15 protein-coding genes and 3 tRNA genes are annotated in these 19,702 nt (G+C 72.0%); 11 read left to right on the top strand and 7 right to left on the bottom strand.

What is annotated here, in order from left to right; translation table 11 throughout:
- The first annotated feature begins 189 nt into the window (after window positions 1-189).
- Window positions 190-1,638: an acyl-CoA synthetase gene (locus ACZ46W_RS11785; protein WP_468335189.1), complete on the top strand. Its 1,449-nt coding sequence runs from the start codon at window positions 190-192 to the stop codon at window positions 1,636-1,638.
- The gene (locus tag ACZ46W_RS11780) at window positions 1,631-2,977 is read left to right on the top strand and encodes a carboxyl transferase domain-containing protein (protein WP_468335186.1); all 1,347 of its coding nucleotides are present in this window, start codon (window positions 1,631-1,633) and stop codon (window positions 2,975-2,977) included. The genes ACZ46W_RS11785 and ACZ46W_RS11780 overlap by 8 nt, the downstream gene beginning before the upstream one ends.
- A 15-nt stretch (window positions 2,978-2,992) precedes the next feature.
- Here the strand turns inward: ACZ46W_RS11780 and ACZ46W_RS11775 are convergent, their stop codons facing one another.
- Window positions 2,993-3,487 (bottom strand): MarR family winged helix-turn-helix transcriptional regulator, encoded by a 495-nt coding sequence (locus ACZ46W_RS11775; protein ID WP_468335183.1) that lies wholly within the window; start codon window positions 3,485-3,487, stop codon window positions 2,993-2,995.
- 104 nt (window positions 3,488-3,591) lie between these two features.
- Between ACZ46W_RS11775 and ACZ46W_RS11770 the strand changes: the two genes are divergently transcribed.
- Window positions 3,592-4,005, top strand: coding sequence for an organic hydroperoxide resistance protein (locus ACZ46W_RS11770; RefSeq protein WP_468335180.1), 414 nt, complete (start codon window positions 3,592-3,594; stop codon window positions 4,003-4,005).
- Here the strand turns inward: ACZ46W_RS11770 and istB are convergent.
- Window positions 3,995-5,188, bottom strand: a complete 1,194-nt coding sequence (gene istB / locus ACZ46W_RS11765) for an IS21-like element helper ATPase IstB (RefSeq protein WP_468335178.1) — start codon at window positions 5,186-5,188, stop codon at window positions 3,995-3,997. The two genes, ACZ46W_RS11770 and istB, sit on opposite strands and share 11 nt — an antisense overlap.
- Before the next feature lie 451 nt (window positions 5,189-5,639).
- Here istB and ACZ46W_RS11760 point away from each other — a divergent pair, with 451 nt between their 5' ends.
- From ACZ46W_RS11760 to ACZ46W_RS11745, 4 genes are all read left to right on the top strand, one after another.
- Window positions 5,640-7,271, top strand: a complete 1,632-nt coding sequence (locus ACZ46W_RS11760; protein WP_468335174.1) for a septum formation family protein — start codon at window positions 5,640-5,642, stop codon at window positions 7,269-7,271.
- Window positions 7,272-7,297: 26 nt separating this feature from the next.
- Complete coding sequence (locus ACZ46W_RS11755; protein ID WP_468335171.1) at window positions 7,298-8,923, top strand: hypothetical protein; 1,626 nt, start codon at window positions 7,298-7,300, stop codon at window positions 8,921-8,923.
- Window positions 8,874-9,314, top strand: a complete 441-nt coding sequence (locus ACZ46W_RS11750) for a hypothetical protein (protein WP_468335168.1) — start codon at window positions 8,874-8,876, stop codon at window positions 9,312-9,314. Before ACZ46W_RS11755 ends, ACZ46W_RS11750 begins: the two co-directional genes overlap by 50 nt.
- 188 nt (window positions 9,315-9,502) lie before the next feature.
- Complete coding sequence (locus ACZ46W_RS11745) at window positions 9,503-10,060, top strand: VanZ family protein (protein WP_468335165.1); 558 nt, start codon at window positions 9,503-9,505, stop codon at window positions 10,058-10,060.
- 254 nt (window positions 10,061-10,314) lie between these two features.
- Here the strand turns inward: ACZ46W_RS11745 and ACZ46W_RS11740 are convergent.
- From ACZ46W_RS11740 to ACZ46W_RS11730, 3 genes are all read right to left on the bottom strand, one after another.
- Window positions 10,315-10,391, bottom strand: a tRNA-Ile gene (locus tag ACZ46W_RS11740).
- 187 nt (window positions 10,392-10,578) lie between these two features.
- A tRNA-Asn gene (locus ACZ46W_RS11735) sits at window positions 10,579-10,651 on the bottom strand.
- A gap of 5 nt (window positions 10,652-10,656) precedes the next feature.
- Window positions 10,657-10,729: transfer RNA gene (locus tag ACZ46W_RS11730), tRNA-Asn, on the bottom strand.
- Between the two features lie 171 nt (window positions 10,730-10,900).
- Here ACZ46W_RS11730 and ACZ46W_RS11725 point away from each other — a divergent pair.
- The 4 genes from ACZ46W_RS11725 (at window position 10,901) to ACZ46W_RS11710 (ending at window position 16,407) form a co-directional block, all read left to right on the top strand.
- Window positions 10,901-11,203 (top strand): YtxH domain-containing protein, encoded by a 303-nt coding sequence (locus ACZ46W_RS11725; RefSeq protein WP_468335162.1) that lies wholly within the window; start codon window positions 10,901-10,903, stop codon window positions 11,201-11,203.
- Window positions 11,204-11,224: 21 nt separating this feature from the next.
- Complete coding sequence (locus ACZ46W_RS11720; RefSeq protein ID WP_468335159.1) at window positions 11,225-12,667, top strand: FGGY family carbohydrate kinase; 1,443 nt, start codon at window positions 11,225-11,227, stop codon at window positions 12,665-12,667.
- A 66-nt stretch (window positions 12,668-12,733) separates the two neighbouring features.
- Window positions 12,734-14,467 carry an ABC transporter ATP-binding protein gene (locus ACZ46W_RS11715; protein WP_468335156.1) on the top strand — a complete coding sequence of 578 codons (1,734 nt, stop codon included), beginning with the start codon at window positions 12,734-12,736 and terminating at the stop codon, window positions 14,465-14,467.
- Window positions 14,467-16,407 carry an ABC transporter ATP-binding protein gene (locus tag ACZ46W_RS11710; protein ID WP_468335153.1) on the top strand — a complete coding sequence of 647 codons (1,941 nt, stop codon included), beginning with the start codon at window positions 14,467-14,469 and terminating at the stop codon, window positions 16,405-16,407. The genes ACZ46W_RS11715 and ACZ46W_RS11710 overlap by 1 nt, the downstream gene beginning before the upstream one ends.
- A gap of 9 nt (window positions 16,408-16,416) precedes the next feature.
- Here ACZ46W_RS11710 and ACZ46W_RS11705 read toward each other — a convergent pair whose 3' ends face one another.
- Window positions 16,417-17,610 carry an RNA polymerase sigma factor gene (locus ACZ46W_RS11705; protein WP_468335150.1) on the bottom strand — a complete coding sequence of 398 codons (1,194 nt, stop codon included), beginning with the start codon at window positions 17,608-17,610 and terminating at the stop codon, window positions 16,417-16,419.
- 187 nt (window positions 17,611-17,797) lie between these two features.
- The gene (dnaG, locus tag ACZ46W_RS11700; protein ID WP_468335147.1) at window positions 17,798-19,696 is read right to left on the bottom strand and encodes a DNA primase; all 1,899 of its coding nucleotides are present in this window, start codon (window positions 19,694-19,696) and stop codon (window positions 17,798-17,800) included.
- Window positions 19,697-19,702 lie beyond the last annotated feature (6 nt).

Raw genomic sequence — 19,702 nt, 5'->3', positions numbered from 1 at the left:
GCCGCCGCTGGTCGGCCTCCGACTTCCTGGAGACGCGTTCGAGCCCGGGCCTTACCCGGGATGAGCGGCGCTCGAACTGCGGCGAAGAGCACAGGTGGCATCGCTTCCCGCCGGGCGTCGGCGGGGAGAATGGTGGGGCCCGTGACCACGGGGGAACAGGCTTGTGCAGCGATGCGAGGAGGACGACGAGTGAGTTCGCTCTTTCCGGCCCTGGACGCCGGCTCCGGACGGCCCGCGCTGCGGTTCGGGGACCGCTCGCTGACGTACGGCGAACTGCGCGCCGCCGCGAGCTCGTTGGCCGCCCGGCTCGACGGGGCGCAACGCGTCGCCGTATGGGCCACGCCCACGCTGGAGACCGCCGTCGCGGTGGTCGCCGCGCTGCTCGCCGGCGTGCCGGCCGTACCGCTCAACCCGAAGACGGGTGAGCGGGAGCTGACGCACATCGTCACCGACAGCCGGCCCGCACTGGTCCTGGCCGCGCCGGGCGACGAACTGCCGGGCGTGTTCGGCGACCTGGCCCGGGTCGACGTCACCCCGGACGTGGCCGGAGACGGGCCCCTGCCCCCCGGGCCGGCCGACCCGGAGGCCGCCGCGCTCGTCGTCTACACCTCCGGCACCACCGGCCCGCCCAAGGGCGCCGTCCTGCCCCGCCGCGCCATCGCCACCACGCTCGACGCCCTGGAGGACGCCTGGGCGTGGACGTCCGGCGACGTCCTCGTGCACGCCCTGCCCCTCTTCCACGTCCACGGGCTGATCCTGGGCGTCCTGGGCCCGCTGCGGCGCGGCGGGTCGGTGCGCCACCTGGGCAGGTTCACCACCGGCGGCGTGGCGCGGGAGCTGGCGGCGGGCGGGACGATGCTGTTCGGCGTCCCGACGATGTACCACCGCATCGCCGAAGCCCTGGACGACGACCCGCAGTTGGCGAAGGCGCTCGCGGGCGCGCGGCTGTTGGTCTCGGGCTCGGCGGCGCTGCCCCTCCACGACCACGAGCGGATCGCCGCGCTGACGGGGCGGCGGGTGATCGAGCGGTACGGGATGACGGAGACGCTCATGAACACCAGCGTCCGGGCGGACGACGTGGAGCCGCGCACCGGCTCGGTCGGCGTCCCGCTGCGCGGGGTCGAGCTGCGGCTGGTGGACGAGGAGGACGGCGCGGAGATCACCGCGTACGACGGGGAGACGGTCGGCGAGATCCAGGTGCGCGGCCCGAACCTGTTCACCGGCTACCTGAACCGGCCCGACGCCACGGCCGCCGCCTTCGACGGGGCCTGGTTCCGCACCGGCGACATGGCGGTCCGGGACGCGGACGGGTCGGTACGGATCGTGGGGCGCAAGGCGACCGACCTGATCAAGAGCGGCGGGTACAAGATCGGCGCGGGGGAGATCGAGAACGCCCTCCTCGACCACCCGGCCGTGCGGGAGGCGGCCGTGACCGGCGAACCGGATCCCGACCTGGGCGAGCGGATCGTGGCGTGGGTGGTGCCCGCCGACCCCTCGCGGCCCCCGTCCGAGGAGGAGCTGGCCGGCCATGTGGCGGCGCAGCTCGCCCCGCACAAGCGGCCCCGCACGGTCCGCTACCTCGACGTCCTGCCCCGCAACGACATGGGCAAGATCATGAAGCGGGCGCTTCATGCCTGAGGGTCCGGCCGCGCGCCCGGCCGAGCGCCGCTCCGCCCGCGAGGCCATCGCACTCGTCACGGACGCGTTCACCGAGCACACGCCGCCCGGCCGCCCCTGCGCGCCCGATGGGCCGCTGGGCTGGGAGGGGTACGGCACCTCGCGGGCCCGCGCGGCCGACCGCACGGGCGAGGCCGAGTCGGTCGTGTACGGCACGGCGAGCGCCGGTGGCCGGCGCTGCGTCACGCTCGCCTTCGAGTTCGGGTTCCTCGGCGGCTCCCTGGGCGAGCGGGCCGGTGACCGGCTGGAGGCCGCGTACCGGCTGGCGCGCGAGGAGCGCGTCCCGCTGGTCTCGCTGGTCGCGACCGGGGGCAGCCGGATGCAGGAGGGCATGGTCGCGCTCACCCAGCTCCAGCGGGTGGCCCGCGAGTCGGTGCTGCTGCGGGAGGCGGGCGTGCCGCACATCGCCGTGCTGCGCGACCCGGCGACCGGCGGCGGCTGGGCGACGGTGGGCGCGGGCGCGGACGTGATCCTGGCGCTGCCCGGGGCGCAGATCGGGTTCGCCGGGTCGCGGGTGCGGCCGCCGGACGCCGATCCGGCCGCGTACACGGCCGAGGGGCAGTTCGCGGCGGGGCACGTCGACGCGGTCGTACGGCCAAAGGAGCTGCGCGGGGTGGTCGCGGCGTGGGTGGCGGCGCTCACCGGGCCCGCCCCGGAGGTCCCGCCGCCCGCCGCGCTGTCGGACACGCCCCTCCCGGGCAGCGGCTGGGAGGCGGTGCTCCGCGCCCGTGATCCGGAGCGGCCCAGGGCGGAGGCGTACCTGGACGCGTACTTCACCAACCGGCTGCCGCTCACCGGCGACCGCTGCGGCGGCAGGGACCCGGGGCTGCTGTGCGGTGTGGGGCTGCGCCCCGGGGGCGGGGCGGTGGCGTACGTGGCGCAGTGCGGCACGGCGACCCGGCCGGCCGGGTACCGCACGGCCGCCCGGGTGATCCGGTTCGCGGACCGGCTCGGCGTCCCGGTGCTGACCCTCGTCGACACGCCGGGCGCCGCGAACGACGCGGAGGCGGAGCGGGCGGGCGCGGGGGCGGCCATCGCGGAGGCGTTCGCGGCCGTCGCGGGGGCGCGGGTGCCGGTGACGACGCTGCTGATCGGCGAGGGCGGCTCGGGCGGTGCGCTGGCGCTGGCCGCGCCGGGCAACACGTGGGCCACGCCGGACAGTTACTTCTCGGTGATCGCCCCGGAGCTGGCGGCGGCGATACTCAAGCGGCCGCCGGACCAGGCCCCGCGCACGGCGGAGCAGCTCCGCCTGCGCCCCCAGGACCTGGTGGAACTGGGCATCGTCCGCGGCATCGTGTGACCGGGCCCGTCCCCCTCACTCCTCCGTGACGCAGTCCTCGGCCAGGATTCCCGCCCCGGCGACGTCGAGGGCGGCGGTCAGCGCGTCGAGGCGGGCGCGCAGCTCGCGGACCTCCGCCAGCGGCATCCCGGTGGCGGCGGCGATCCGGCGCGGCACGCCGAGGGCCCGCTCGCGCAGCTCGGTCCCGGCGGGGGTGGGCCGGGCGGTGACGGACCGCTCGTCCTCGGCGCTGCGCCGCCGCTCGACGTACCCGGCCGCCTCCAGCCGCTTGAGCAGCGGCGACAGGGTGCCGGAGTCGAGGCGGAGGTGCTCGCCGATCTGCTTGACGGGCAGCTCGCCGTGCTCCCAGAGGACCAGCATCACCAGGTACTGGGGGTAGGTCAGGCCGAGGTCCTTGAGGACGGTGCGGTAGACGCCGTTGAAGGCGCGCGTGGCGGCGTGCAGCGAGAAGCAGATCTGGTGGTCGAGGCGGAGGAAGTCTTCGTCCCGCACGGTGCCGAGCGTGTCCATGACCCCAGGGTAACGCGAACACGATTCAGTTGTGCACAACTGAATCGTGCGCTACAAATAATGCTGCACACTCCACCGAGTCCCACCCCGAGAGGACACCCCTCATGGACGCGCTCTACACCGCCGTCGCCACCGCCAACGGCCGCGAAGGCCGTGCCGTCAGCTCCGACGGCCGGATCGACCTCCCGCTCGGCTTCCCCCAGGCACTGGGTGGCGACGGCCAGGGCACCAACCCCGAGCAGCTCTTCGCCGCCGGGTACGCGGCGTGCTTCGCGAGCGCGATGGGGGCGATAGGCCGCCAGGAGAAGATCGACGTCAAGGACGCCTCCGTGACCGCCGAGGTCAGCATCGGCAAGGACACCGACGGGGGCTTCGGCCTCGCCGTCGTGATGCGCGTCGAGCTGCCGGACCACCTCCAGGGCGAGGCCGGCCGCGACCTGCTGGAGAAGACGCACGCGTACTGCCCCTACTCCAAGGCCACGCGCGGCAACATCCCCGTCCAGCTCGTCATCGAGTGACGGTCAGGTCCAGCCGGCGCGTGCGGTAGCTGTCGCCGTCGAGCGTGATGACCTCCGCGTGGTGGGCCAGCCGGTCCACCGTCGCGGAGGCCGTCGTACCGTCGCCGAACACCTCGTCCCAGCGGCCGAGCGGCCGGTTGCTGGTGACGATCAGCGAGGCCCGCTCGTAGCGGTGCGAGACGAGCTGGAAGAAGAGGTGCGCCACCTCGGGCTCGAAGGGCACGTAGCCGACCTCGTCCACGACGAGCACCGGGTACGCGTCCAGCCGGGCCAGCTCCTTGCGCAACCGCCCGGCGGCCTTGGCGTCCGCGAGCCGGGCGCCCCACTCGGCGGCGGTGCCGAACAGCACCTGGTGGCCGGCCTCACAGGCCCGTACGCCCAGCGCGATGGCCAGGTGCGTCTTGCCGGTGCCGGGACCGCCGAGCAGTACCACGTTCGCCTTCCGCTCGACGAAGTCCACCTTCCCCAGCCGGGCGATCACCTGCGGCCCGGGGGCCCGCAGGTGCCCGTCGTCGAACATCTCCAGCACCTTCCGGGCCGGGAACCCGGCGGCCTCGATCCGCGCCTCCACCCCGGCCTCCGGCTCCTCCCCCCGCTTGTCCCGCTGCGCGGGGATGACCACCGCCGACGGCACGTCCTTCGGGGTGTGCACCTTCGCCTCGTGCGCGGCCATGGGCCCGGACATGTACGCGAGGATCGCGGCGGAGGCGATGAACGCCATGTGGATGACCGTCCCCCAGAGCAGGTCGTGCCGGGGCGTGTGGTGGACGTCGACGAACATCTGGAGCAGGTGCACCGACGAGATGCCGACGATGGCGGTCGCCAGCTTGACCTTCAGCACGTTGGAGTTGACGTGCGACAGCCACTCGGGCTGGTCGCGGTGCCCCTGGAGCCCGATCCGGGAGACGAAGGTCTCGTACCCGCCGACGATCACCATGATCAGCAGATTGGCGATCATCACCACATCGACCAGCTTGAGCACCGCCAGCATCACGTGCGTCTCGTCCGCGTGTCCGCTGATGACATGGTGGATGAGGTGCCACAACTCGTTGAAGAACTTGTAGACGTACACGCCCTGCGCGGCCACCAGCCCGAAGTACAGCGGCGCTTGAAGCCACCGGGTGGCGAACAGGGCGCACCCCAGGGTGGTCATGTTCGGCGGGGACGAGGCGGGACGGGACACGAGACCTCCAACGGCCGGGAGGCTCGTCATTCTTGTGCGTGGCCGCCGACAATCTGAATTCGAGCCACTCGTTGGGGTTAATAGAATTCCAGTAGGACGGGTCCTCCTCTCCGGCCATCGACTCCTCCCGTCCCGGATCACCACCAGCCGGGCGGGGCTGCCTCCGATCGACGACATCGACGCCCCGCGATGTCCTCGGCCGCTACGGCCGTGGTGTGCGTTGCCCCGCCTCGTGAACGGCGTGCGGTGTACCGTCGATTCAAGCCGCCAACAGCGCGCCGAGACGGGCAAGTTGGTGCCTCGCGGACGGTTGGTTCGTACGGGGAGGGGGGCCGGGATGAGCGAGCGGCAGTTGATCGGTGGGCGATACCGACTGCTCCGGCAGGCTGGACGAGGGCCGTCGGGCGGGGTTCAGTGGCTCGCACAGGACGAGGACCTCGGGACCGAGGTCATGCTCACGGAGTTGCCACCGGCGCCCAGTGCGGACGAGGACGAGGCAGCGCGGTTACGGCGGGCGCGGGAGCGGGCCGAGCAGGCGTGGCTTCTGCGCTCCCACGCGAACGTGGTCGACCTCCACGATGTCGTCGAGCACGAAGGGAACCCGTGGGTCGTCGGCGCGTACCATCCGGACGCCGTCGATCTGGCGTCCCGGGTACGGGCGGGCGGGCGCGTCCCGGTTGGGGAGCTGGCCAGGATCGGGCTGGCCCTCGTCGACGCATTGAGCGCGGGGCACTTCCTGGGCGTACCGCACGGGCGGGTTTCGCCGTCCGCGGTCCTGCTGATGCCGGACGGTGGGACGCCCGAACGGGTGCTGCTGGCCGGATACGGGTTGGGTGGCGCCCCGCCCTCGGGGGACGCGGTCGGGTTCCTCGCCCCCGAACAGGCGCGGCAGCCGAACCGGGCCGCCACTCCGGCCGCGGACGTCTTCTCGCTGGGCGCGACGCTGTACGCGGCGGCCGAGGGACATGCGCCCCCGCCGCGCCCGGAAGCTCCCCAGCACGCGGGCGAGTTGGCCGAAATCGTGCAGGAAATGCTGGCCAGGTCCCCGGAGGGCCGGCCGTCCACCGCAAGGGTGCGGGCGGCGCTGGAGCGGGTGGCCGATGCGGCCGATGCCGCCGATGCGGCCGATGCCGGCGCCGGCGGCTCGAAGAAGGGGGACGGCGGCGAGGTACCGGCCGGGGACAAGCGGTGGCGGTTGCCGTTACCCACCAAGGTATCGCGGCGTTCCGTGCTGATGGGGGTAGGAGCGGTGCTGGTCGTGGCCGCCGTCACCACGCTGGCGCTGATCCGGGCCGGTGCTGATCAGGGGGACCAGGAGGAGAACGGGAGTCCACCGCCCTCCGCGCCCGGAAGTGCCACGGCAGCATTCCCGTACGGACAGCCGGTCGGGCTGACGGCACCGCTCGTCACGGGCGACTGCGTCCGGGCGATCTGGGCAGGGGATCCCCTGGAATCGCAGCCGAGCCTGGGTGTGGTCGACTGCGGCGAGGAGAACAACGCCCAGGTCGTCGCGATGATGGACTTCCCCGACGAAAAGGGGGCACGCGCCGAGGCCTCCCGACTGTGTGCTCGGCAGGCCGATGATGTGGTCGGGCGGCTGCCCGACGCCGGGTCCTACGCGGTGGTGCCGACAGCAGAGGGGTTCGTGGCGGCGGGAAAGCGGGCAGCCTGTCTGGTCGTCTCCCGGCACGTCCCCTTCCACGGCGAGGTGGGCCCCTTCCGCGATCAGGGAATCGCCCTGAACCTCCAGCAGATGGCGGTGGGGGACTGCTTCATGTACGAGGAGAAGGACTTCCAGAAGCTGCTGGTGTCGTCGTGCACCGAGTCGCACACCGATCAGGTGGTGGGGTTCGTCGAGGCCCCCGAGGGCATGACTGCCGACAAGGCGGCCGACAGCGCCGGCGACCTGTGCGGCAACCGCTTCGGTGCGGACTGGTCGCCCGGTGAGGACCGTGCCATGGCCGCCTTTGCCCCTAATGACCTGAGCTGGGACGACGCCTTCCGGCAGATCGTCTGCACGGTGGGGCCGGCCGATGGGACGGCGACGACGGTGGAATACGAGTCGTCGGCCGATAACCCGTGACACACCGTGGGAGCGAGGGGCAGAGCATGGGTGAGGCCGCGACGAACCCCGTGGGGCAGGAGGCGACGCGATTACTGTGCGTCGGGGCGTACGTCGATCCCCGGTACCGCGCACGGATCATCGAGGAGCTGGTTGAGCACGAGGAGCGGCCGGTGGCCGTGTCGCTCGGCTGCGATGTTCTGCCGGTCCTGGCGCATGCGCTGCGCGCCCGGCGCTGGGAGGCGGGCACCGGCCTCGCTGTGCTCCTGGCGTGGGCAGTCTTCGCGGCGGTGGGCGGACGGGAAGCGGTGGTCTTTGCCGCACTGTGGGTGCTGTTGTGGGGCCTGCGTCTCGTGTGGCGGCAGGCCGTCGCGGGGCTCGCGCCAGGCCGGGAGGCAGAAGCACCCAAGGTGCCGTTGGCGACCCTCCTGATGGGTGCCGTGTTCCTCCTTGGCGGGCTCGTCTCGGCGAGCCAGTTCGTCCCACAGTGGACCCTGACGGACATGCCGGTTTGGCACGCGGTGGCCTTTCCGCTGCTGGTGGCAGTGCCGGTGTGGGCACACCGGGTCCGGACAGTGATGTTGATGCGCCAGGAGCTGAGCCGGGAGCGGTTCTCCGCGCGTCCCCGGCTGGAGCTTCCGAAGACCCGCCGCTACCGGCGCATCGGCACGGCCATCGAACGCGAACAGTTCTCCCCTCTCTGCGCCTACGCCCCGGCCCGGCCGCTCATCGGCTTCGGAGTCACCTACGACGCCTGGTCGTTCGCTCTGGAGCTCCAGCCCCGGGGCCGGTCAGCGGCGGACCGAGCCGAGGGGCAGCCACGTCCGGGCGGCCTCACCAACCGCGACGTCCTCGACCTGATCCGGCCACAGGTCGCGTCGCTTCGGCTGGCCGGCCCGGCCACCGCCCGAGACCGGCTCCAGCACCTGAAGGTCGACGAATGCGTCTGTCTGCCGGTGTACGAGCAGCGCCAGGACATGCCGTACGACACCGACCGGCTGAGGGAGTGCCTGCGGGAAGCGGTGAACGACGACGGCGAGGGCCGTCGGCACTTCCTGCGGGTGCGGATCACCGCTTGGGAGGGGCAGTTGGTGGTCAGCGTGCTGGTGCGCGTGCACACGCAGGGCGGAATGCTGGTGCTCGAAGTGGCCCCGCACGTCCTGGCACCGGTGCGGGACGATTTCGCAGCGGCTGCCGACACGGCCTCCGACCACGACCGGCTACTGCTGCGCAACACCGTGCAGGCGCTGATCTCCAGCCCGGCGGCCTCCACCACAGCCGTCTTCGCACTCCTGCGGACGGTCCTCGCCGTGACCCGCACGTGGCTGCGCGGCCCTTCCCGGGCCAGGCCCGGCGGGCCCCGCGTGTCGATCCGGGAACTGGGCGCCCGCGAACAGGTGACGCTCTTCCAGGAGATGGACATCAGCCGGTACGTGAAAACCGTGCAGGACCGCATCAGGAACGGCGTACTCCAGGCCCTGCGGTCCAAGGGGTACGACACCAACGAGTTCGAGCAGCAGACCGTGAACGTCGACCGGGGCGCGATCTACATCGGCGCGATGAGCGGCGGCGTCGCCGCTACCGGTGCGCGTACGAAAGTCCACTACACAGCGGGAGACCGTCATGTGCCCACCCACGGCCAACGATCCACACAGTCCTCACCCCGGCGATGACACGGGCTCATCCAACGTCGCCCGGCTGCCCGAGGACGCGCCGGCAGGCTCGATCATCATCGGCAACTCCGTCTACGGCGGCGTGCTCAGCACGGGCGCGGGCACCAGCATCACCGTCGGCGCGCCGGAGCCCCCGCTACTACCAGCCCTCAGGGAGCTGCGCGCGGAGCTGTCCGCCGCCGAGCACGCCGGTCACACGAACGAAGAGCCGGACTACGCCGCCCTCGACACCGAACTGGCCGCCGCGCAGCAAGAGCTCGAGCGCTCCAGGACGCTCGACCCCGGTCGCCGGCAAGTACTGCGGGAACGGCTCGAAATTCTCGCCGTCGCAAGTGCGGGAACCGCGTCGCTGACCACGTTGGCCCAGACGGTCGTCGGACTGCTGAGCTGAGCCCCTCCCCCTTCGCGGTTCCGGCTCTGCTTCAACAGAGCGGCGCGCTGTCCATCTGTAACGGCCCGCGATCAGCTCCCCGCGATCCACGCCTGCCCTCACTGTGCGACACGTGACGATTTCACGCGGTGAGCGAGGGTAAGCGAGCTCGCACGATGAACACCGGACGGTGGAGCGGGAGTTTTCTCATGGCACGGACAGTCCTGCATGGAAAGGCTGAGGAGAGGACACCGGAGCGGACCTGGGGCGAACCGTTGCTGTCGCCCGGGGGCCGAGCCGTGGCAATGCTGCTTGCCTTTGCGGGGACGGTCGCGTTCGCAGTGCTGCTGGCCCGGCTGACGTTGGAGCCGTCGGCCGCGTCGGAGTCGTTGACCCACAGCAATCTCCGTCCCGGAGACTCCATCCGCGACTATCTCGAACAGCGCACCTTCCCCGACGCCATCAAGCAGATCGGCGGCAACATCGTTCTCGGTGTGCCGTTCGGGCTGCTGCTGCCGGTCCTGGTTCCCCGAGCCCGAGGCCTCGTACGCGTGGCGGTGTGCACCGCTCTGGTGATGCTGCTCGTCGAACTGGTCCAGGGCGCCCTGATCACCGGGCGGGCCTTCGACATCGACGACGTCCTCCTCAACACCACGGGAGCCCTCCTCGGCTACCTGCTGCTGGGCCGCCGGCTGGGACGTGCCGTGCACCCTCGGCGCCGTCACTGGTGGCACCGCTTCACCAAGCCCCGCACGGCCACGGACTGAGCCACGATTGCGGCGCTGGAGCAGCTCTTGCGGTCCGCCGCCTCCGGTGCGGCGCCGGGTGAGGATGCTCGCCGGGCGCCAACCGGGCGGCCGGAAGGCGGCGTGAGGGCGCTTCCGTCCGCCGGGACGGCCCCGTGTCCCCTGCGTGTCCCCTGGATTTTGGCCTGAACGGATGAACGGGGGCCGCCACCCTGGAGTGGCGGCCCCCGTTCTCGCGTCTCCGCAGGTAGGAACGTTTCTGCGGGGCCACCGCGTGGTGGGGCGGGTGGGACTCGAACCCACGGCCGACGGATTATGAGTCCGCTGCTCTAACCGGCTGAGCTACCGCCCCTTACGGCGCGTCGCGCACATTTGTGCGCGCCGTCTGCCGCAGCATAGCCGCTCATACGATCTCCTGCTCCGGATGGTCGGCAACGCACGACCATGAGGACTGCCCTGCGGCCCGCGCGGTTCCATCCGGAGCGGTATCCGGGCGGAAAATGCGGAAGAGGGCCCCGAAGGACCCTCTTCCGGCACCGCTCCCCCGGCTGGACTCGAACCAGCAACCCTCCGGTTAACAGCCGAATGCTCTGCCAATTGAGCTACAGGGGATCGCGCTCCCCCGACTGGACTCGAACCAGTAACCTGCCGGTTAACAGCCGGCTGCTCTGCCAATTGAGCTACAGGGGATTGCTGCGTTGCACCGAACGTACCCACCTGGGGTCTCCCGGGCGGCGCTCGCTCGCTGCGACACATACATTAGCGCAAGCAGGGGGGTGCTCCGCCAATCGGTTCCCCGGGGTGATCTCCGGCCCTTACGGGTAGGCGGCCAGCACCGACGCCTACGGAAGGGTGGCAGCCATGCGGTACAAGCTCACGTTCGTCGTTGGACTGGCCATCGGTTACGTCCTCGGCACACGGGCCGGGCGGGAGAAGTACGAGCAGTTGCGCAAGTCGGCGCGCCAGCTCTCGCAGAACCCGGCCGTGCGCAACGCCGCCGAGTCCGCCGCGCAGACCGGGCGGGAGGTGGCCGGCAAGGCGCTGCACACCGTCAGCGACAAGGTCGGCGACCGGATGCCCGAGTCGGTCGCCGAGCGGGTGCGCTCCCTCAGGGAGCGCGGCCAGGGCGGCGGCGAGGACGAGTGGGGAACCAGTAACACCTAGCGTGCGGCAGAATCTGTCCCCATGGGGATAGTCGCCGGGTTGGACAGTTCGTCGGGTTTCACGCGCATCGTCGTCTGTGACACGGAAACGGGTGCGGTGCTGCGGCAGGGCTACGCTCCGCATCCCGTCGAGCCGAAGGCCACCGAGGTGGACCCGCAGGCGTGGCTGCTCTCCCTCGGGGAGGCCGCCTCGGGCGGGCTGCTGGAGGGCGTGCAGGCCATCGGGGTCTCCGCGCAGCAGCACGGGCTGGTGCCGCTGGACCGGCAGGGCTCGCTGGTGCGGCCCGCGCTGGTGGGCAACGACAAGCGCGCCCAGGTGGCGGCCGCGGACCTGGTCGAGGCGTTCGGGGGGCGTCAGGCCTGGGCCGAGGCCGTCGGGGCCGTACCCCAGTCGGCCATGGCCGTGTCGAAGCTGCGGTGGCTCGCGCGTACCGAGCCGGAGGCGGCGGCGCGCGTGGCGATGGTGCTCCAGCCGCACGACTGGCTGGTGTGGCAGTTGCTGGGGCGGCCGGTGCGGCGGACGACGGACCGGGGGGCCGCGTCGGGGACGGGGTACTGGTCGGCGGGTACGGGTGCGTACCGGCCGGACCTGGTGGAGCTGGCGCTGGGGCACCAGGCCGCGCTGCCGGAGGTGCTGGGGCCCGCCGAGGCCGCCGGGATGACGCCGGAGGGCCTGCTGATCTCGGCCGGTACGGGCGAGACCATGGCGGCCGCGCTCGGGCTGGGGCTCGGGATCGGGGACGCCGTCGTGTCGCTCGGGGCGTCCGGTTCCGTGATGGCGGTGCACCACGAGGCGCTGGCCGATCCGCGCGGGATGATCACGGCGTTCGCGGACGCGGCGGGGATGCACCTGCCCGTCGTGTACACGTCGAACGCAGTACGGGCGCTGCGCGGGACCGCCGAGATGCTGGGCCTGGAAGGGGGCCTGGAGGAGCTGTCGGCCCTGGCGCTCAAGTCGACGCCGGGCGCCTCCGGGCTCGTCCTGCTGCCGTACCTGGAGGGTGAGCGCACCCCGCAGCTCCCGCACACGGCCGGGACGCTGAGCGGGCTGCGGCGCGAGTCGATGAAGCCCGAGCACCTGGCGCGGGCGGCGTTCGAGGGCATGCTGTGCTCGCTGGCGGACGCGATGGACGTGCTGCGCGGCCGGGGCGTGGAGGTGCGGCGGGTGTTCCTGCTGGGCGCGGCGGCGGAGCTGCACGCGGTGCAGGCGGCCGCGCCGGCGATCTTCGGCGCACAGGTGGTCGTCCCCCAGCCGGCCGATTACGCGGCGCTGGGTGCGGCGCGGCAGGCGGCGTGGGCGCTGGGGGTCTCGCAGGGCGTGCTGTCGCCGCAGGCGCCGCCGGCCTGGCAGGGCGCCGCGGCGCAGGTCTTCGAGCCGGGCGAGGAGCTCGCGGTGGGCCAGGCGGTGCGTCAGCAGTACGGCGCGACGCGCGAGCAGTTGCACCCCGGAGCCTTCTCCTCGTAGCGGAGTGCGGCAAAGGCCCGGGAAACCGAGTCGTCACCGGGGGCGCGTCCGGCGATAGTTGAACCCGTGCTCAGACAACTTCTCCGGATCCATCTGCGGCCGTACAAGCGGCCCATAGCCCTGTTGGTGGCACTTCAGCTCTTGCAGACGTGCGCCACCCTCTACCTGCCCACGCTCAACGCGGACATCATTGACAACGGTGTCGTACGCGGCGACACCGGTTACATCCTCACCTTCGGCGCGCTGATGATCGCCGTCTCGGTGGTGCAGGTCGTCTGCAACGTCGGCGCGGTCTACTACGGGGCGCGCACCGCCGCGGCGCTCGGACGGGACGTGCGGGCGGCGGTCTTCGACCGGGTGCAGTCGTTCTCGGCGCGGGAGGTGGGGCACTTCGGGGCACCGTCGCTGATCACGCGGACGACCAACGACGTCCAGCAGGTGCAGATGCTGGTGCTGATGGCGTTCACGCTGATGGTGTCGGCGCCGATCATGTGCGTGGGCGGCATCGTCATGGCGCTCGGGCAGGACGTGCCGCTGTCCGGGGTGCTGCTGGCGGTGGTGCCGGTACTGGGCGTCTCCGTCTCGCTGATCGTGAAGAGGATGCGGCCGCTGTTCCGGACGATGCAGGAGCGGCTGGACACGGTGAACCGGGTGCTGCGCGAGCAGATCACCGGCAACCGGGTGATCCGCGCCTTCGTGAAGGACGCCTACGAACGGGAGCGGTTCGAGCGCGCCAACGCCGACCTGACCGACGTGTCGATGTCGACCGGCAGGCTGATGGCGCTGATGTTCCCCACCGTGATGACGGTCGTGAACGTCTCCAGCGTCGCCGTGGTCTGGTTCGGTGCGCACCGCATCGACAGCGGCGGGATGGAGATCGGCGCGCTGACGGCGTTCCTGGCCTACCTGATGCAGATCGTGATGGCCGTGATGATGGCCACGTTCATGTTCATGATGGTGCCGCGTGCCGAGGTGTGCGCCGAGCGCATCGAGGAAGTGCTGCGTACGGAGTCGAGCGTGATCCCTCCGGTGGCCCCGGTGCGGGAGCTGCGGCGGCGCGGGCACCTGGAGGTGCGGGGCGCGGACTTCCGCTACCCGGGCGCCGAGGAGCCGGTGCTGCGCGGGGTCGACCTGGTGGCCCGGCCGGGCGAGACGACGGCGATCATCGGGTCGACCGGCAGCGGCAAGTCGACGCTGCTGGGGCTGGTGCCCCGGCTGTTCGACGTCACGGGCGGCGAGGTGCTGGTCGACGGCGTGGACGTACGCGAGCTGGACCCGGCGCTGATGGCGCGGACGGTCGGTCTGGTGCCGCAGAGGCCGTACCTGTTCTCGGGGACCGTGGCGACGAACCTCCGGTACGGGAACCCCGACGCGTCCGACGAGGAGCTGTGGCACGCGCTGGAGGTGGCCCAGGCCGCCGACTTCGTCCGGGAGCTGGAGCACGGCCTGGACGCGCCCATCGCGCAGGGCGGGACGAACGTGTCGGGCGGGCAGCGGCAGCGCCTGGCGATCGCGCGGACGCTGGTGCAGCGGCCGGAGATCTACCTGTTCGACGACTCCTTCTCGGCGCTGGACTACACGACGGACGCGCTGTTGCGGGCGGCGCTGGCGGCGGAGACCGCCGAGGCCACGGTGGTGATCGTCGCCCAGCGCGTGTCGACGATCCGTGACGCCGACCGGATCGTGGTCCTCGACGAGGGCCGGGTCGTGGGGACGGGCCGCCACCACGAGCTGATGGCGGACAACGAAACGTACCGGGAGATCGTGCTCTCCCAGTTGACCGAGGCGGAGGCTGCCTGATGGCGGGGCCGGCGGCAGGACGGATGATGGCGGCGGCCGGTGCGGGCCCCGATCAGCGGTCGATGGACTTCAAGGGGTCGGGCAGGCGGCTGCTGCGGCAGCTCCGGCCGGAGAAGGCCACCCTGTGGGCGATGCTGGCGGCCGGGGTGCTGAGCGTGGCGCTGACGGTGGTCGGGCCGATGATCCTGGGGCGGGCCACCGACCTCGTCTTCGCGGGGGTGGTCGGGCGGGACATGCCGGACGGGCTCACCAAGGAGCAGGCCGTGGCGGGGCTGCGGGCCGACGGGGACGACGGGCTCGCGGACATGCTGTCGGGGGTGGACTTCCACCCTGGGCAGGGCATCGACTTCACCGCCGTCGGCGGCGTACTCATGGCGGTCCTGATCGTGTACGTGGCCGCCGGGCTGCTGATGCTGGTGTCGACGCGGATGTCGATCCGGGTGATCAACCGGACCGTGTACCGGCTGCGGGAGGACGTGCAGGCCAAGCTGGAGCGGCTGCCGCTTGCGTACTTCGACCGGGCCAAGCGCGGCGAGGTGCTGAGCCGGGCGACGAACGACATCGACAACATCTCGCAGACCATGCAGCAGACGATGGGCCAGCTCATCAACTCGGCGCTGACCATCGTCGGGGTGCTGGTGATGATGTTCTGGATCTCGCCGCTGCTGGCGCTGGTCGCGCTGGTGACGGTGCCGCTGTCGGTGTTCGTGGCGACGAGGGTGGGCAAGCGGTCGCAGCCGCACTTCGTGCAGCAGTGGAAGTCGACGGGCAGGCTCAACGCCCACATCGAGGAGATGTACTCCGGGCACGCCCTGGTGAAGGTCTTCGGCCGGCAGGGCGAGGCGGCGGCCGACTTCCGGGAGCAGAACGAGGCGCTGTACGAGGCCGGGTTCCGGGCGCAGTTCAACAGCGGGATCATGCAGCCGCTGATGTTCTTCGTCTCGAACCTGAACTACGTCCTGGTGGCGGTGGTGGGCGGGCTGCGCGTCGCGTCCGGCACGCTGTCCATCGGCGACGTCCAGGCGTTCATCCAGTACTCGCGGCAGTTCTCGATGCCGCTGACGCAGGTGGCGTCGATGGCCAACCTGGTGCAGTCCGGGGTCGCCTCGGCGGAGCGGATCTTCGAGCTGCTGGACGCGGAGGAGCAGGAGCCGGACACCGCTCCGGTGCCGGGCGGCGTCTGGGAGCCCGCCGGGCGGGTCACGCTGGAGAAGGTGTCGTTCCGCTACGAGCCGGACCGGCCGCTCATCGAGGACCTGTCCCTGTCGGTGGAGCCGGGCCAGACGGTCGCGATCGTCGGCCCGACGGGCGCCGGCAAGACCACGCTGGTCAATCTGCTGATGCGGTTCTACGAGGTGACGGGCGGCCGCATCCTGCTGGACGGGGTGGACGTCACGGAGATGACGCGGGACGAGCTGCGCTCGGGCATCGGCATGGTGCTCCAGGACACCTGGCTGTTCGGCGGCACGATCGCCGACAACATCGCCTACGGCGCCTCGCGTCCGGTGACGCGGGAGGAGATCGAGGCGGCGGCCCGGGCCGCGCACGCCGACCGGTTCATCCGCACCCTGCCTGACGGGTACGACACCGTCATCGACGAGGAGGGGGCGGGCGTCAGCGCGGGCGAGAAGCAGCTCGTCACCATCGCGCGGGCGTTCCTGTCCGACCCGGTGATCCTGGTCCTGGACGAGGCGACCAGCTCCGTCGACACCCGTACGGAGGTGCTCATCCAGAAGGCGATGGCCCGCCTCGCCCACGGGCGGACAAGCTTCGTCATCGCGCACCGGCTGTCGACCATCCGCGACGCGGACGTGATCCTGGTGATGGAGAACGGCGCGATCGTCGAGCAGGGCTCGCACGAGGAGCTGCTGGCGGCGGAGGGCGCCTACGCCCGCCTGTACGCGGCGCAGTTCGCGCAGGCGGTGGCGGAGGTCGACTGACGGGGCGGTTCAGTCCAGGTAGCCGCGCAGTTGGTCCGCGAAGGCGTGGTCCCGCAGCTTGTTGAGGGTCTTGGACTCGATCTGGCGGATGCGTTCGCGCGTCACGCCGAAGATCCGTCCGATCTCCTCCAGGGTGCGGGGCCGGCCGTCGACCAGGCCGTAGCGGAGCTGGACGACCTTGCGTTCGCGCTCGCCGAGCGTGGACAGGACGGCCTCCAGGTGCTCGCGCAGCAGGAGGAACGCCGCGGACTCGACGGGGGACGCGGCGTCGCCGTCCTCTATGAGGTCGCCGAGCGCGACGTCGTCCTCCTCCCCCACCGGGGCGTGCAGGGAGACCGGCTCCTGCGCGAGGCGCAGCACCTCGCCGACCCGCTCGGGCGCCAGGTCGAGGTGGGCGGCGACCTCGTCGTGGGTGGGTTCACAGCCGCGCTCCTGGAGCATCCGGCGCTGGACCCGTACGACCCGGTTGATCAGCTCGACGACGTGGACCGGGACGCGGATGGTGCGCGCCTGGTCGGCGAGGGCGCGGGACATGGCCTGGCGGATCCACCAGGTCGCGTACGTCGAGAACTTGAAGCCGCGCGCGTAGTCGAACTTCTCGACCGCCCTGATCAGGCCGAGGTTGCCCTCCTGGACGAGGTCGAGCATGGTCAGGCCGCGGCCGACGTACCGCTTGGCGACGGAGACCACGAGCCGCAGGTTCGCCTCGATCAGGCGGCGCTTGGCCATCCGGCCCATGACGACCAGCCGGTCGAGGTCCAGGGCGAGCTGGGAGTCCAGGTCGGGGGTGCCGGCGAGCTTCTCCTCGGCGAACAGGCCGGCCTCGACGCGGCGGGCCAGCTCGACCTCTTCGGCGGCGGTCAGCAGCGGGATGCGGCCGATCTCGCGGAGGTACTGGCGGAAGAGGTCGGAGGAGGCGCTTCCGCCGCCCGACTCGGCGGCGGCGCGGCTGCGGCTGGGGAGCGGCACGTGCTCGGGTTCGTCCGGATCGGTCACGGCGTCGGGCAGGGCTTCCGGGTGGCGCGGCCGAATGCCCTGTACGGGCACGGCGGTGGCAGTGGCCGTGGCCGCGGCCGCGTCGATGTCGGTCAGGGTCCGGGGCTGCACGAGGGCGACCTCCATGGTGATCGCTGCCGGGTCGGGGGCGTGCGGCAGCGGGACGGCGGCGGCCGTGCCCACCGCCCCCAGTGTGGGGTACGACACATCACCGCCAGTAGGGGCGTGCGACCACTTTTTGCGATCGGCCGGTGACGGGGAGCTGACGGCGGACGCCGTGGACGTCGGGCGCCCACGAAGGGGACGGCCACCACGGCCCTGCCGGGGGGCCGGGGGCCGCCCCCCGGGAGATGCGGCGCGACCGGTCGACGGCGTGGGGTGCCGGTGCCGGAGGCTAGAGGGCCGCCGCTCCCTGATTGCGGAGGGACTGGGCGTACTGCTGGAGGACCCAGAGCTCGTTCTGGACGGCGGCGAGGTGGTCGGGGTCGCCGTGGGAGCCGAGGCGGGCGAGGGTGCCCTGGACGTCGCGGACGCGGCGGTCGACCGCGCGGAGGCGGACGGAGACCAACTGCGTGCCCGCGTACGTCTCGTCGACCACGCGTGCGTGGATGGCCTCGACGGCCAGCTCGGTGACCAGCGCGCGCACCGTGTCGTTGGGGGCGGCGTCGCGGACCCGGGCGAGGTAGTCGGCGGCGTCGGCCACGCCCTGCTCGGCGCCGCCCGCGTCCGCGACGGCCTGCCGCACGGCGGCGTAGGGCGGGGCGGTGAACTCGTCGATGCCGTACGCGTCGAAGGCGGGCGAGACGAGGGCCGGGTACTGGAGGGCGAGCTTGAGCAGTTCGCGCTCGGTGCGGTGGGCGGGGCTGCGGAGGTTGAGCGCGGGGCCGGAGGGGGCGGTCGGGGCCTGCACCACGGGCGCGGGGCGGCTGGGTGCCGGCGCCGGGCCCCGGCCGCCGCGGTCGCGGGCCCAGCGGGCGAGCTGGGCGACGCGCTTGACGACGAACTGGGTGTCGAGGATGCCGAGCATGCCCGCGAGCTGCACGGCGACCTCGTGCTGCGAGGCGACGTTCTTGATGCGGGCGACGATCGGCGCGGCCTCGTCGAGGGCGGCGGCCCGGCCGGCCGGGGTCTCCAGGTCGTACCGGTTCACGATCTGCCGCAGCGCGAACTCGAAGAGCGGGGTGCGCGGCTCGACGAGGTCGGCGACCGCCTCGTCGCCCTTGGCGAGGCGCAGCTCGCAGGGGTCCATGCCGTCCGGGGCGATGGCGATGTACGTCTCGGCGGCGAACTTCTGGTCGTCCTCGAAGGCGCGCAGCGCGGCCTTCTGTCCGGCGGCGTCGCCGTCGAAGGTGAAGATGACGCGGGCCGAGCCGTTGTCCATCAGCAGCCGGCGGAGGATCTTGATGTGGTCGCCGCCGAAGGCGGTGCCGCAGGTGGCGATGGCGGTGGTGACCCCGGCGAGGTGGCAGGCCATGACGTCGGTGTAGCCCTCGACGACGACGGCCCGGCTGGACTTGGCGATGTCCTTCTTGGCCAGGTCGATGCCGTACAGCACCTGGGACTTCTTGTAGATGGGCGTCTCGGGCGTGTTGAGGTACTTGGGCCCGTTGTCGTCGTCGCGCAGCTTGCGCGCGCCGAAGCCGACGACGTCGCCGCCGACGTCCCGGATCGGCCACATCAGGCGGCCGCGGAAGCGGTCGATGGGGTTGCGGCGCGACTCCTGGGCGAGCCCGGAGACGAGCAGCTCCTTGTCGGTGAAGCCCTTACCGCGCAGGTAACGGGTGAGGTGGTCCCAGCCGGCCGGGCTGTAGCCGACGCCGAAGTGCTGGGCGGCGGCCTGGTCGAAGCCGCGCTCGGCGAGGAACTTGCGCCCGATCTCGGCCTCGGCGCTGTCCAACTGCTCGACGTAGAACTGGGCGGCCGCCTTGTGGGCCTCGATCAGCCGGATCCGCTCCCCGCGCTGGTGGCCGGGGTTGTACCCGCCCTCCTCGTAGCGCAGGGTGATGCCCGCCTTGGCGGCGAGGCGCTCGACCGTCTCCGAGAAGGAGAGGTGGTCGATCTTCATCACGAAGGCGATGGTGTCCCCGCCCTCCTGGCAGCCGAAGCAGTGGAAGAGGCCCTTGCTGGGGCTGACCTGGAAGGAGGGGGACTTCTCGTCGTGGAAGGGGCACAGACCCTTGAGGTTGCCGCCGCCGGCGCTGCGGAGCTGGAGGTACTCGGACACGACGGCGTCGATCGGGACCGCGTCCCGTACCGCCTTCACGTCGTCATCGTTGATCCTGCCGCCTGCCACGCACGA

Source organism: Streptomyces sp. NPDC031064, assembly GCF_055570965.1.
This window is presented reverse-complemented; position numbering and strand designations above follow the sequence as displayed.